We start from the raw sequence: 13688 nt of genomic DNA, 5'->3' as shown, positions 1-13688 counted from the left end.
CCGTGAGTGACGCCGTCTCGGTGGTGTGGGACGACGCGCTGCTGGGCTACACGATGGGTGGGGACCACCCGATGCACCCGGTCCGGCTGGACCTCACGATGCGGCTGGCCGAGCAGCTCGGGGTGCTGTCCAACGACCGCATCACCGTGGTGGCGCCCGAGAGCGCCGGACGGGACCTGCTCACCCTGGTCCACGACGAGGGCTACCTGGACGCCGTGCAGAAGGCCCCGCTGGACCCGCAGGGCGCCGGGCACGGTCTGGACACCGACGACAACCCGGTCTTCGAGGGCATGTACGAGTCCTCCGCGCTCATCGCCGGCGGGTCGGTCACCGCCGCGCGGCTGGTGCACGAGGGCAAGGCGCAGCACGCGGCCAACATCGCCGGCGGGCTGCACCACGCCATGCGCGACCGGGCGGCCGGCTTCTGCGTCTTCAACGACGCCGCGATCGCGATCGCGTGGCTGCTGGGCCAGGGCTACGAGCGGATCGCCTACGTCGACCTCGACGTGCACCACGGTGACGGCGTGCAGGCCGCCTTCTACGACGACCCGCGGGTGCTGACGGTGAGCATCCACCAGACGCCGCTCACCCTGTGGCCGGGCACCGGGTTCCCCGAGGAGACCGGGTCGGAGAAGGCACCGGGGACGGCGGTCAACCTCGGGCTCCCCAACGGCACCGACGACTCGGGGTGGCTGCGCGCCTTCCACGCCGTCGTCCCCAGCGTCGTCCGGGCCTTCGCGCCGCAGATCGTGGTCACCCAGTGCGGCTGCGACGCCCACCACGAGGACCCGATGGCCGACCTCGGGCTCACCGTGGACGGCCAGCGCGCCTCTTACCGGGCGATGCACGACCTGGTCCACGAGGTGTGCGACGGCAAGTGGGTCGCCCTGGGCGGGGGCGGTTACGGACTGGTGCGCTGCGTGCCGCGGGCCTGGACGCACCTGCTCGCCGAGATGGGCGGTGACCCGCTGTCGCCGACGACGCCGGTGCCGGACTCCTGGGTGCGCGACGTGCTGGCCCGCGGGCTGCGCACCGAGCCCCCGGCCTCGATGACCGAGGGCGGGTGGACCGGCTTCCAGCGCTGGGACCCCTTCACCGAGAACCGGGTCGACCGGGCCATCAGCCGCACGCGCGCGGCCACCTTCCCGCTCTTCGGCCTCGACCCGGACGACCCCCGTGACTAGCCCCGAGGAGCCGGCCGCTCCCGCGCCGCCGCCGATCGTCGGGGACCCGACGGTGCCCGAGCACTCCACGCCGCCCCCCGGGTGGGAGGCCGACGTGGTGGCCGCCGACGGCGGCACCGTGCACCTGCGCCCCATCACCCCCGAGGACGCCGACGGCATCGTCGGGCTGATGGAGCGCAGCTCCGACCAGACCCGCTACTACCGGTTCTTCGGGCCGATGAAGAGGCTGTCGGACAAGGACCTCTACCGGTTCACCCACGTCGACCACGTCGCCCGGGTCGCCTTCGTGGTGCTGCTGGGCGACGAGCTCATCGGCGTGGGCCGCTACGACCGCTACCCCGACACCGACGACGCCGAGGTCGCCTTCCTCGTCGAGGACGCCCACCAGCGGCGCGGTCTGGGCTCGGTGCTGCTGGAGCACCTCGCCGCCGCCGCCCGGGAGAAGGGCATCACCCGGTTCGTCGCCGAGGTGCTCAGCCAGAACTCCGGGATGGTCCGGGTGTTCCTGGACGCCGGTTACGAGGCCCGTCGCTCCTACGAGGACGGCGTCGTCCACCTGACCTTCCCGATCGCGCCCACCGAACAGGCGCTGGCGGTGACCTGGGAGCGCGAGCAGCGCAGCGAGTCCCGGTCGATCGGCCGACTGCTCACCCCGGGGTCGGTGGCCGTCGTCGGGGCGAGCAACGACGTCACCAAGATCGGGCACGCCGTGCTGCGGCACCTGCTCGACTACGGGTTCGCCGGGCCGATCTACCCGGTCAACCCGGCGGTCCGGCACGTGGCCGGGGTGCCGGCGCACGCCACCATCGAGGACATCCCGGACGACGTGGACCTCGCGATCCTGGCCGTGCCCGCCGACGAGGTGCCCGGGGTCGTCGAGGCCTGCCGGCGCAAGCACGTCAAGGGCCTGATCGTCATCTCCGGCGGGTTCGGCGAGACCGGCCCCGAGGGCCGCGCCGCCGAGCGCCGGTTCGTGGCCGCGGCCCGGGCCAGCGGCATGCGCGTCGTGGGCCCCAACTGCCTCGGCGTGGTCAACACCGACCCCGCGGTGCGGCTGAACTCCAGCCTCGCCCCGCAGGTGCCCGGCCGCGGTCGGGTCGGGTTCTTCGCCCAGTCCGGTGCGCTCGGCGTGATGCTGCTCGAGCGGGCCCGGGACCGCGGGATCGGGCTGTCCAGCTTCGTCTCCGCGGGCAACCGGGCCGACGTCAGCGGCAACGACATGCTCCAGTACTGGGCCACCGACCCGGGCACGGAGGTCGTGCTGCTGCACCTGGAGAGCTTCGGCAACCCGCGCAAGTTCGCCCGGCTCGCCCGCCGGGTGGGCCGCACGAAGCCGGTCGTGGCGGTCAAGAGCGGCCGGCACGTGGGCATGACCGCGGGGCTGGCCGGCACCAGCGTGACCGTCCCCGAGCAGTCGGTGGCGGCACTGTTCGCCTCCGCCGGGGTGATCCGGGTGGAGACCCTCGCCGAGCTGTTCGACGTCGGCACGCTGCTGGCCCACCAGCCGCTGCCGGCCGGTGACCGGGTCGCCGTGGTCGGCAACTCCACCGCGGTGGGGGTGCTGGTGGCCGACGCCGTGCTCGAGCAGGGCCTGGCCCTGGCGCACGAGCGCCCGGTCGACATCGGCACCCAGGCCGGGCCCGAGGAGTTCCGGGCCGCGCTTCAGGCCGCCCTGGACGACGAGACGGTGGACGCGGTCATCGCCGTGTTCCTGCCGCCGCTGGTGCGGGGGGTGCAGCCCTACGGCCGGGTGCTCCGCGAGGTGTCGATCGGGTCGACCAAGCCGCTGGTCGCCAACTTCCTCTCCACCGACGGCATCCACGCCGACCTGGTGGTGCGCGGTGAGGACGGGATGCCCGAGCGTGGCTCAGTGCCCTCGTTCTCCACCCCGGAGCGGGCGGTCATCGCCCTGGCCCGGATGGCGGAGTACGCCCGCTGGCGGCGTCGCCCCGCCGGCACGGTGCCCGAGCTCGAGGGCATCGACGAGGCCGCGGCCCGCGCCGTGGTGGTGGGCGCGCTCGCCGACGGCGGCGGCCGGGACCTCACCGACGAGGAGGTCATCGCCCTGCTGGCCGCCTACGGGGTGCCGCTGCTGGGCACCCGGCGGGTCACCGACGCCGATGCCGCGGTCGCCGCCGCCGAGGAGATCGGCTACCCGGTGGTGCTGAAGTCCACCGCCCCGTGGCTGCGGCACCGCTCCGACCTCGGCGGGGTCCGGCTGGACCTGCGCGACGCCGAGGACGTCCGGATCGGGTTCGAGGCCATCCCCTCGGGCGACCCGGTGATCGTGCAGGAGATGGCCGCCCCCGGGGTGGCCACCGTGGTCGAGGTGGTCGACGACCCGTCCTTCGGGGCGCTGGTCAGCTTCGGCCTGGGCGGGGTGGCGACGGACCTGCTCGGCGACCGGGCGTTCCGCACCCTGCCGCTGACCGACGCCGACGCCGCCGAGCTGGTGCGGGAACCGCGGGCCTGGCCGCTGCTGGACGGCTACCGGGGCAGCGAGCGGGTCGACGTCCCGGCGCTGGAGGAACTGCTGCTGCGCATCGCCCAGCTCGCCGACGACCTGCCCGAGGTGCTGTCGCTGTCCCTGGAGCCGGTGATCGTGGGCCCGCCGAACCCGTGGCACGGCGGGCGCTCGCTGGTCGTGGCCGGGGCCGCCGTGCGGGTCGGTCCACCCACGGCCCGGGTCGACCCCGGCCCGCGGCGGATGTTCACCGGGTCCTGAGACACGACGGAGCCCCGGTCACCCACGAGGGGTGACCGGGGCTCCGGGGTTCGCGTCAGGCCAGGTAGTCGCGCAGGGCGTCCGCCCGGTCCGGGGCGCGCAGCTTGCTCATCGTCTCGCGCTCGATCTGGCGGACCCGCTCGCGGGACAGCCCGAAGCGCTTGCCGATCTGCTCCAGGGTGCGGGGCTGCTCGCCGTCCAGGCCGAACCGCATGATGACGACGTCACGCTCGCGGTCCTCCAGGGTGCCGAGCACGGTGCGCACGTCGCCCTTCATCATCTGGAAGGCCACGGCGTCCTCGGCCACGGCGGCGTCGGCGTCCTCGATGAAGTCACCGAGCCGGGACTCCTCGTCGGCACCGACGGTCTGGTCGAGGGAGACCAGGTCGCGGCTGTACTCCAGGAGCTCGATGATCCGCTCCTCGGTCATGTCCAGCTCGAGGCCGAGCTCCTCGGCGGTGGGCTCCCGCTCCAGCTCCTGGTGCATCCGGCGCCGGGTGCGCACCACCTTGTTGACCTGCTCGGCCAGGTGGACGGGCAGCCGGATGGTGCGACCGCTGTCGGCCATGGCCCGGGTGATCGCCTGACGGATCCACCAGGTCGCGTAGGTGGAGAACTTGAAGCCCTTGGCGTAGTCGAACTTCTCCACGGCCCGGATCAGGCCGACGTTGCCTTCCTGGATGAGGTCCAGGAACGTCATGCCGTGCCCGGTGTAGCGCTTGGCGACCGACACCACGAGGCGGAGGTTGGCCTCCAGCAGGTGGCGCTTGGCGGCCTTGCCGTCGGCGACGAGCAGCTTGTAGTCCCGCTTGGCGGCCGGCTTGAGCTGCTTCTCGACCAGCAGTCGCTCGGCGTAGAGGCCGGCCTCGATGCGCTTGGCCAGCTCGACCTCCTCGACGGCGGTCAGCAGCGGGGTCTTGCCGATGGTGTTCAGGTAGACGCGCACCAGGTCCGTCGACACCAGTCCGCTGGTGTCCGGCGCACGGCGCGGCGTGCGCACCTCGAGGGTGTCGGTGGGGGAGGACTGCAGCAGCGTCACGATGTGTCTTCGTCCTTGCCTCTGGGGTCGGATGTCCGCCGGTGGTGCTGGCGGTCCTGCCGGGCGTGTCGACCGGGGGACCGGTCCGCCCACCTCCCGGCGGGTGCCTCCGCGGGGTTCTCACCCCGTGTGGTACGTCCTGCACAACGGCGGGAACGCCCCCTGGTGTTCCTGGCCGACCACGTTCACAGCTGACGGCCAGGGTGTCGCTGGCCACCCTGTGCCCAGACGCGACCCGCTCTAGACCTCCAGCAGCAGGGTCATCGGCCCCTCGTTGACCGACGCCACCCGCATCGAGGCCCCGAAGACCCCGGTGGCGACCTCGGCCCCACGGGCCCGCAGCTCGGCGACGACCGCGTCCACCAGCGGTTCGGCCTCCGGGCCGGGCGCTGCCTCCACCCACGAGGGACGACGTCCCTTGCGGGTGTCGCCGTAGAGCGTGAACTGGCTGACCACCAGCACCGGCAGACCGAGGTCCGACGCCGACCGTTCGCCGTCCTCACCCGGGAACACCCGCAGCCCGTGGACCTTCCGGGCCAGTTCCCGCGCCTGGTCGACGCCGTCGCCCCGGCGGACCCCGACCAGGGCCAGCAGGCCCCGCCCGACCGCGCCCACGACCTCGCCGTCCACCTCGACGGAGGCGCTGCTGACCCGGGTCACCACGGCACGCACGGACCCGATCCTGCCGGGACGGCGACACGGCAGGATGACGGGGTGCCCGACATCCGGATCGCCCAGGACCCCGCCGCGGACGAGCTCCTCGGCCGCGACCCCCTCGCGCTCGTGCTGGGGATGCTGCTGGACCAGCAGTTCCCGATGGAGCGGGCCTTCGCCGGGCCGGCGCTGCTCGCCCAGCGGCTGGGGGTGTCGACCCTGTCGGCGCAGGACCTGGCAGAGGTCGAGCCCGAACGCCTCAAGGAGGTCTTCACCGGCCCGCCCGCCGTGCACCGCTACCCCGGCTCGATGGCCGAGCGCACCCAGGCGGTGTGCCGGCTGCTGGTGGAGCGGTACGACGGCCGGGCCGAGGGCCTCTGGGACGACGTCCCGGACGGCGCCACCCTGCTCCGGCGGATCGGCGAGCTGCCCGGCTTCGGGGCGCAGAAGGCGAAGATCCTGGTCGCGCTGCTGGGCAAGCAGTACGGCGTCACCCCGCCCGGCTGGCGCGAGGCCGCCGGCGACTACGGGGACGACGGCGCCCGGCGCTCGGTGGCCGACGTCACCGACCCGGTGTCGCTGGGGGAGGTCCGGGCGTTCAAGCAGCAGGTGAAGGCCGCGGCGAAGGCCGCCCAGGCAGGGGACCCCACGGCCTGAGGGCCTGCGGAAGCACCGTTGGCACCCGGGTGGCTGCACGTCCCGGGACACGGTGGCACGATGGGCCACAGGAGCCGGGGAGCTCCGGGGCCGGTCGCCCGCACACCACGTGCCCGACGCCGACCCGCGTCCACCCGATCACCCCGGCCAGCGACAGGGAAGGTGTCCGTGGCCTCGAGCCAGCAGCACACGAACCGCTCGTCCGAGCCGGTCCTCATCACCGAGGCCGAGCCGAGTCGCGCCGACCAGCACGACGCCCGCAAGAAGCGGTACGTCGTCACGATGCTCATCCGCATGGTGAGCCTGGTGCTCGCCTGCGTCTTCTACCAGACCGTCTGGCTCATGGCCGTGTTCGCGGTGCTGGGCACGGTGCTGCCGTGGATCGCGGTGGTGATGGCCAACGACCGGCCGCCGAAGAAGAAGCTCGACGTCAACCGGTACAAGGTCCCCGCGCCCGACCGGATCCTGGAGAGCCGGCCCAGCGCCGGCCGGGTCATCGACGGCTGAGACACCCACCGGCACGACCGCACCGCACGGCCGAGGGGCCGCACCCGACCGGGTGCGGCCCCTCCGTCGTCCCCGGCCCGGCTGCCATCATGGGCGGGCAGGCCACCACCACCCACGCAGGGAGCACACCGTGAGCACCGAGATCCTCGAGCGGCCCGACGTCCGCGACTCCAGCACCGATCAGGGGCCCGAGGTCTTCCACTACGTCAAGAAGAACAAGATCGCCGAGAGCGCGGTCATGGGCACCATGGTCGAGGCCCTGTGCGGCGAGGTCTTCCCGGTCACCAAGAGCGCCAAGCCCGGCAGCCCGGTGTGCGAGCCCTGCAAGGAGGTCTACGCCCAGCTCAAAAAATGAGCTAGCGCAAGCCCATCTTGCGGGCTTCGAGCTGGATCTTGGCGGCGCGGCGGCGGCGCCGGCGGCGGTCGTGCCGGCGCTGGCCGGCCGGCCAGCGGGCCTCGACGGTGGCGTTGAGCTCGGCGCCCAGCAGGATCGACATGCCGAGGAAGAAGCAGAACAGCAGCGCCGCGATGGGCGCGGCCAGCGCCCCGTAGGGGAGCGCGGTGGTGAGGATGTCGGCCACGTAGGTGCGCAGCAGCAGCGCCGCGGCGATGAAGAACGCCACCGCGAACACGGCCCCCACCAGGTGCCGCAGCCACGGCAGCCGCCGGGGCAGGGCCACGTGGTAGAGGCTGGTCAGCACGATCACCAGCAGCACCAGGACCAGCGGCCAGTAGACGGCGTTGACCAGCACGGTCGCGGTGTCCTGCCAGCCGACCGGCAGCAGCGCGACCAGGGCCGTGCGACCCAGCACCAGCAGGGGCAGGGACAGCACGGCGACCAGCAGGCCCACGACGAACAGCCCCAGGGCCATGAGCCGGGTGCGGATCGGGCCGCGGACGTCGCGCTGGTCGTAGGCGATGACGATGGTGTTGACGAACGTCGCCGTCGCCGACGACCCCGCCCAGAGCGACAGCAGGAACCCGACGCTGACCACGTCGAGCCGACCCGACCCGAGGATGTCGGTCAGCGTCGGCTGGACGAGGGTCTCCACGACCGTGGGGGTCAGTGCCTCCGAGGCGAGGTCCACGAGCCGGTCCTCGATCTCGGTGACCGCGCTGTCCCCGATGAACACCCCGAGGTAGCCCAGCGAGCCGAGCAGTCCGATGAGCAGCGGCGGGACCGACAGCACCTGCCAGAACGACGCCTCGGCGCTCAGCCCCAGGATGCGGTCGTGCCAGGCCTTGGCGATGGTCCGGCCGAGCACCTGCAGCGGCACCCGGACCGGTGCGGTGACCATGGCCACCAGGTCGCGGGGGTGCCAGCTGCGGGCCACGGTGGGCGGGGGGTCGACCCGGGTGGCGCCACCGACCGTGGCGGTCTGCCCGGTGTCCGGGTGCTCGGGCAGGTCGCCGTCCACCGGGGACCCGGGAGGGAGGACGGTCGCCACCGCACCAGTGTGCACGGGCCAACCGTCCGGCGTGTCGCCACGCCCACCCGGACGGGTCAGCTGGTGACCCCGACCGCGCGGGGGCGCACCGGACGTCGTCCGGCCGGGGTGGCCGGTGCCGCCGGAGCGGTGGACTCCGGTGCAGCGGGCGGCGCGACCGGGATGCACCGGATGACCGGCTCGGCCGCGTACCGCGTCTGGAAGTCCTCGGTGCGGATCTGCTGACCGGTCGCGGGGTCCTTGAACACCCGGGTGACGGTGATGTCGAAGCCGTTGGCGCCGCCCTGCGGGGAGCAGTTGCCGTCGTCGGGCTTCTCCTGGACCACCGGGGTGCGCACGTTGTACCGGTCGCTGCTGACCGACTCGATCTCGTAGCGCTGGGTGCCCCAGAACGTGACCGTGAGGGCACCGGGCTGCCAGACCGCCTGCACGTAGACCCCGGTCGGGCTGTCGTTGCGCCAGGACAGGTCGATCGAGTCGTAGTACACGGTGGCCTCGCGGCCGGCCGGGTAGCGGCTGATGTAGTAGCTGTGCGGCTTGTGGAAGACGTCCTCGAGCCCGGCGAAGAACACGGCGTTGAACATCGTGGTGGCGAACTGGCTGATGCCCCCGCCGACCGCCTGGGTGAACTCACCGTTGTTGATCACGCCGGCGGGCACGTAGCCCTCGGCCTTGCCGCGGGGGCCGGTGTAGCCGTTCAGGCTGAAGGTGTCCCCGGGCAGCACGACCGCACCGTCGACCTCGCCGGCCACGACGCGGATGTTGGTGCCGCTGGCCGAGTTGGTGAAGTTCGTGGTGAAGGTGCTGATCTGCTCGGTGATGCCGAGTGCGTTGGCCTCGTCGGTGGTGAAGTCCGCCGGCACCGGGCCCAGGGTCGCGGTGACCTGCCGGGGGGCGGGCTGGGTGAGCGCGGGCAGCAGCTGCCCGGCCAGCACGGTGGGGTCGATGCCGGTGCCGTCCACCGAGGGGACGACGGCGATGGCGTTGCCGGTGACCTGGAACTCCGCGTCCTGGGCCGGGGTGCCGAACTCGCCGAGCTCGTCACCGAGGGACGCCTGCAGGGCCGCCGGGTCCAGGGTCACGGCCAGGGAGCCGTCCTGCTGGCCGGTGAAGACCAGCGCGCCGGCGATGGCCTCGACGCCGACCTCCGCGCTGGTGGTGCCGTCGTCGCCGACCACGGTGACCGGTCCCGACAGCGCGGGGGTGACGGTCTGGTCGAGGGCCTGCTGGGCGGCGTCCTCGTGCACCAGGACGTCGGTGGTCTCCACCGGCAGCTCGATCGGGGTCTCCGGGTCCCCGCCGGAGGCCAGCGCCTCGGTGACCGCGTCGGCGGCGCCGGCCCGGTCGAGCATCCGGCCGGTCACGGCCGGGACGACCGAGGCGGTGGTGCCCTCGACGGCGATGGTGGCGTCGCTGGGTGCGCGGTCCACCGTCCCGGCGAACTGCTCGAGCTGGGCGTCGAGCGCGGTCTCGTCCCCGGTGACCACCGGGGTGACCTGCCGATCGCCGAACAGCGAGGTCAGGCGGGTCCACGGGTTCAGCGGCTGACCGCCCGCAGCGTCCACCGTGGCGTCGACGTCCAGGGTGATGCCGGCGGTCGCGGGGGAGAGGACGCCCTGGACGTCGTCGGCGACGATCACGTGGTCGGCGGTGACGCGCGGCGCCAGGTCGGCGGTGAGGGTGTCGGCAGCGGCCACGGGCGACATCCCGCCGATGTCGACGCCGGCCACCACGGTGTTGCGGGGCACGTCGTCACCGGCCACCAGCAGGTCGGCGCCGTACGCGACGCCGAGGACCACCAGCAGGCCGACGGGAGCGAGCACCACGGGCCGCTTCCACCAGGGGCGGCCCGGCTCGCCGGCGGTGCGGTCGTCCTCGACCGGGGGAGCAGGGGGCGGGGTGTCGGCCGCGGCCGGGACGACGGTCGTCGCGTCGTCCTCCTCGGTCGGGTCCTCGTCGGGCTCGCGCGGCCCGTCGTCGAAGATGCCGGCCGGGACGACCGCCGCCGGGACCACCGCGGTGGGGGCGTCGTCGTCCTCGCGCTCGGGGATCACCGGGCCGGCGGGCCGCGCCGGGACCGGGGCGGGGGTCTCCTCCGCCGCGTCCGTCGGGCCGGCCTCCACGGTCGCGTCGGCCGGGCGGGCGGACGGGAGCTCGCTGGTGGGCAGCTGCTCGACCGGGACCGGCGTGGGCGCGGGCTCATCGCGGGAGCGGCGGCGGGGAGACAGCGGGAGCTGCTGCACCGGGGGGACCGCAGCCGCAGGCCGGGGTGCGGCCGGGGCCTCGGGGGTGCCGGGTCGGGCCGAGCCCACGGTGCCGTCGGCCGCGAGGCGCTGGGTGCTGTCCTCGTCCCGGGCGGACGGGGCGTCGGCCACCGGCTCCTGCTCCGGCTGGTCGCCGTCGCGGGGGTTCGGGTCGCTCATCGGGTGTTCTCCGCCTCGATCTGGTCCAGGGACACACCCTGAGCGTGACGACGCCGCCGGTGCCCGACCCTGGTGGGGATCGGAGCGCCGGCGGCGTCGTTAGGTGAGAGCTCCATCGCTGGTGGCGACGATAGCGTCTCGATCAGCTGGAGACGGGCTGCTCGCTGTCTGCGTCGATGATGTCGGCGGACAGGTCGCGGAGCTTGGCGTCGTACTCACGGGCGTGGTGCCCGCAGAAGACGAGGTCGCTGCCACTGGGGAGGACCACCCGCACCTTGGCGAGTGCCCCGCAGCGGTCACAGTGGAAGGGCACGACCAGGTCGTCGGTGGGCGGGCTCGTCGTCAGGGTCTCGGTCATCTGGTCATCACTCGCTCTCTACCGCACGGACCCGCGCTTGCGGATCGGCCTCCTGCACAGCGCCAGGATGGCCCCCGGTGTTCCCGATCCGACCCAGTTGGATCCCGACTCGCCGATCGCGGTCTGTCGGGGCCCGGTGGGCCGTCGTGCTGGAGCGGGTGAGCAGGGGACGTCGCTGGACTTGGTGGTCCTACAGGGTGTTCGTGGTGCACGTGCGGGATGGATCTGTGGTCCGCCGACCCAGGGGGCCGACGCGGGGTCCGCTGCTCTGCTGACCCCTCCCACGGTACGCCGATACCCGTGCACCGTCGTCCCAACCCGGACCGTCCTCACCCATCAGGAGGCAGCAGGACCGGCCCCCTCGCAGGGTCCCGCCGCGAGCTTGCGAGTGGCGGGGGGGCGAGGGGGTCCTTCCTCAGTCCAGGTAGTCGCGGAGCACCTGGGAGCGGCTGGGGTGGCGCAGCTTGGACATCGTCTTGGACTCGATCTGGCGGATCCGCTCCCGGGTGACCCCGTAGACCTGGCCGATCTCGTCGAGGGTCCGCGGCTGGCCGTCGGTGAGCCCGAAGCGCAGCTTGACCACGCCGGCCTCCCGCTCGGACAGGGTCTGCAGCACGTTGGTCAGCTGGTCCTGCATGAGGGTGAAGCTGACCGCGTCGACGGCGACGACGGCCTCGGAGTCCTCGATGAAGTCACCGAGCTGGCTGTCGCCCTCGTCGCCGATGTTCTGGTCGAGGCTGATCGGCTCCCGGGCGTACTGCTGGATCTCCAGCACCTTCTCCGGGGTGATGTCCATCTCCTTGGCCAGCTCCTCGGGCGTGGGCTCCCGGCCCAGGTCCTGCAGGAGCTCGCGCTGGATGCGGCCGAGCTTGTTGATGACCTCGACCATGTGCACCGGGATGCGGATGGTGCGCGCCTGGTCGGCCATCGCGCGGGTGATCGCCTGGCGGATCCACCACGTCGCGTACGTGGAGAACTTGTAGCCCTTGGTGTAGTCGAACTTCTCCACCGCGCGGATGAGCCCGAGGTTGCCCTCCTGGATCAGGTCCAGGAAGGCCATGCCGCGGCCGGTGTAGCGCTTGGCGAGGGAGACCACCAGACGGAGGTTGGCCTCCAGCAGGTGGTTCTTGGCCCGTTCGCCGTCCCGGGTGATCCAGTTCAGGTCCCGGCGCATCTGCGGGGTCAGCTTCGTGCCCTCGGCCTCGACCTGCTTGAGCCGCTCGGAGCCGTAGAGCCCGGCCTCGATCCGCTTGGCGAGGTCGACCTCCTCCTCGGCGGTGAGCAGCGCGACCTTGCCGATCTGCTTGAGGTAGGCGCGGACCGAGTCGGCGGAGGCCGTGAGCTCGGCGTCCTTGCGCGCCTTGCGCAGCGCCTCGGACTCCTCCTCGTCCTCCCAGACGAACTCGGTGGAGGGGTTGCCGTCCTTGGCGGTGTCGGTGCCGCCGTCGGTCTCGTCGTCGTCCTTGTCCTCGGCGACGCCGTCCTTGCCGACGACGGCGGCGGCGTCCAGGGTCAGCCCGGTCGAGCCGGCGACGACGGCTGCAGCCGCGCCCTCGGGGGTGGTGACGGCGGTCAGCACGGTGCCTTCGGGCGGGTCCAGGCCGGGGGAGGCCGAGATGGTCGGCTTGGTGCGGCTGGACTTCCGGGCGGGGGAGCGCGTGGTCCGGGTGGTCGTGGAGCCGGCTGCGTCGGCAGCGGACTCGACGGGTGCGACGGAGGGTGCTGCGGACTTGGCGGCGGGCACTCGACTTCCCTTCCCGTGCTGGGGTGGCGCCGCCACGGGGAGACCGAGGTCTCACCACCGAGGACGGTTGCCGGCGCTGTCAGTGTAACGAGCGTGACGAAGGCCACCACCGGTTGCGGTACGGCACCGCCTCGGGTGTCCCCCGGGGGAGGACCACCGGCTACTGGCCGATGCGCTCCTCGGCGGCCAGTGCGGCGCCGACGATGCCGGCGTCGTTGAGCAGCTGGGCGGGGACGACGCGGGTGCGGGTGGACAGCAGCGGCACCCACTTGTGCGCCTTCTTGCTCACCCCGCCGCCGACCACGATGAGGTCGGGCCACAGCCCGCGCTCGAGGGTGTCCAGGTAACGGTCGACCCGCTTGGCCCAGTCGGGGTAGGAGAGGTCCTCGCGCTCGCGGGCGGCGGCCGAGGCGGCCTTCTCCCCGTCGTGCCCGTCGACCTCGATGTGCCCGAACTCGGTGTTGGGGACCAGCCGGCCGTCGATGAACAGCGCGCTGCCGATGCCGGTGCCGAAGGTGAGCATGAGGACCAGGCCGCGCTGGCCCTTGCCGGCCCCGTAGGCCATCTCGGCGAGCCCGGCGGCGTCGGCGTCGTTGAGGGTCTGCACCGTGCCCGGGATCCGGGTCTCCAGACCGGCGGCCATGTCGGTGCCGATCCAGGTGGGGTCCATGTTCGCGGCGGTGTAGGCCACGCCGCTCTTCATGACGCCCGGGTAGGTGACGCCGATGCGTCCCTCCCACCCGAACTGGCCGACGATGTCGCCGATCACGTCGTAGACCGGGTCGGGGAGCGCGGGTTGCGGGGTGGGGATGCGCACCCGTTCCCCGACCAGCTCACCCCGCTCGAGGTCGACCAGGCACCCCTTGATGCCACTGCCACCGACGTCCACTCCGAAGCCCTGCACGCGGACAGGCTAGTGATCCTCACCGCTGCTGGTGTGCACCGACTC

Annotated in this window: 12 protein-coding genes; 5 read left to right on the top strand and 7 right to left on the bottom strand. The window is 73.0% G+C overall.

The window, feature by feature from the left end; translation table 11 throughout:
• Positions 1 to 2: 2 nt before the first annotated feature.
• Together ASG36_RS17800 and ASG36_RS17795 are read left to right on the top strand one after the other, a co-directional pair.
• Positions 3 to 1184: an acetoin utilization protein AcuC gene (locus ASG36_RS17800; protein WP_055767039.1), complete on the top strand. Its 1182-nt coding sequence runs from the start codon at positions 3 to 5 to the stop codon at positions 1182 to 1184.
• Positions 1177 to 3909, top strand: coding sequence for a bifunctional GNAT family N-acetyltransferase/acetate--CoA ligase family protein (locus ASG36_RS17795; RefSeq protein WP_235495210.1), 2733 nt, complete (start codon positions 1177 to 1179; stop codon positions 3907 to 3909). The genes ASG36_RS17800 and ASG36_RS17795 overlap by 8 nt, the downstream gene beginning before the upstream one ends.
• Before the next feature lie 55 nt (positions 3910 to 3964).
• Here the strand turns inward: ASG36_RS17795 and sigB are convergent, their stop codons facing one another.
• A complete protein-coding gene (sigB, locus tag ASG36_RS17790; RefSeq protein ID WP_055767036.1) occupies positions 3965 to 4948 on the bottom strand; it encodes an RNA polymerase sigma factor SigB in 984 nt (327 codons plus the stop codon).
• A 240-nt stretch (positions 4949 to 5188) separates the two neighbouring features.
• On the bottom strand, positions 5189 to 5620 hold the full coding sequence (dtd, locus tag ASG36_RS17785) for a D-aminoacyl-tRNA deacylase (RefSeq protein ID WP_055767033.1): 432 nt from the start codon (positions 5618 to 5620) through the stop codon (positions 5189 to 5191).
• A 42-nt stretch (positions 5621 to 5662) separates the two neighbouring features.
• Here dtd and ASG36_RS17780 point away from each other — a divergent pair, with 42 nt between their 5' ends.
• The 3 genes from ASG36_RS17780 to ASG36_RS17770 all read left to right on the top strand — a co-directional run bounded on the left by ASG36_RS17780 (position 5663) and on the right by ASG36_RS17770 (position 7121).
• Entirely contained in the window at positions 5663 to 6259 is a 597-nt protein-coding gene (locus ASG36_RS17780; RefSeq protein WP_055767030.1) for an HhH-GPD-type base excision DNA repair protein, read from the top strand.
• 168 nt (positions 6260 to 6427) lie between these two features.
• Positions 6428 to 6766, top strand: coding sequence for a DUF3099 domain-containing protein (locus ASG36_RS17775; protein WP_055767026.1), 339 nt, complete (start codon positions 6428 to 6430; stop codon positions 6764 to 6766).
• Positions 6767 to 6896: 130 nt separating this feature from the next.
• Positions 6897 to 7121, top strand: coding sequence for a DUF3039 domain-containing protein (locus tag ASG36_RS17770; RefSeq protein WP_055767024.1), 225 nt, complete (start codon positions 6897 to 6899; stop codon positions 7119 to 7121).
• A 1-nt stretch (position 7122) separates the two neighbouring features.
• Here the strand turns inward: ASG36_RS17770 and ASG36_RS17765 are convergent, their stop codons facing one another.
• From ASG36_RS17765 to ppgK, 5 genes are all read right to left on the bottom strand, one after another.
• Positions 7123 to 8214 (bottom strand): YihY/virulence factor BrkB family protein, encoded by a 1092-nt coding sequence (locus ASG36_RS17765; protein ID WP_235495208.1) that lies wholly within the window; start codon positions 8212 to 8214, stop codon positions 7123 to 7125.
• A gap of 56 nt (positions 8215 to 8270) precedes the next feature.
• Positions 8271 to 10637 carry a VanW family protein gene (locus ASG36_RS17760; RefSeq protein ID WP_082523254.1) on the bottom strand — a complete coding sequence of 789 codons (2367 nt, stop codon included), beginning with the start codon at positions 10635 to 10637 and terminating at the stop codon, positions 8271 to 8273.
• Positions 10638 to 10779: 142 nt separating this feature from the next.
• Complete coding sequence (locus ASG36_RS17755) at positions 10780 to 10995, bottom strand: hypothetical protein (protein ID WP_055767021.1); 216 nt, start codon at positions 10993 to 10995, stop codon at positions 10780 to 10782.
• 415 nt (positions 10996 to 11410) lie between these two features.
• Positions 11411 to 12739: an RNA polymerase sigma factor gene (locus ASG36_RS17750; protein ID WP_055767018.1), complete on the bottom strand. Its 1329-nt coding sequence runs from the start codon at positions 12737 to 12739 to the stop codon at positions 11411 to 11413.
• A gap of 160 nt (positions 12740 to 12899) precedes the next feature.
• Positions 12900 to 13643, bottom strand: coding sequence for a polyphosphate--glucose phosphotransferase (gene ppgK, locus ASG36_RS17745; protein WP_055767015.1), 744 nt, complete (start codon positions 13641 to 13643; stop codon positions 12900 to 12902).
• Between the last annotated feature and the right edge of the window lie 45 nt (positions 13644 to 13688).

Origin of the sequence: Geodermatophilus sp. Leaf369, from assembly GCF_001424455.1 — a bacterium.
Classification (GTDB): Bacteria; Actinomycetota; Actinomycetes; order Mycobacteriales; family Geodermatophilaceae; genus Klenkia.
Note: the sequence above shows the minus strand (reverse complement) of the source record. Positions and strands in the feature narration are given on the sequence as shown.

Bases quoted from the DNA above. Each gene is read 5' to 3' on its own strand.
- ASG36_RS17760 (WP_082523254.1), bottom strand. From the start codon at position 10,637: ATGAGCGACCCGAACCCCCGCGACGGCGACCAGCCGGAGCAGGAGCCG.
- ASG36_RS17755 (WP_055767021.1), bottom strand. From the start codon at position 10,995: ATGACCGAGACCCTGACGACGAGCCCGCCCACCGACGACCTGGTCGTG.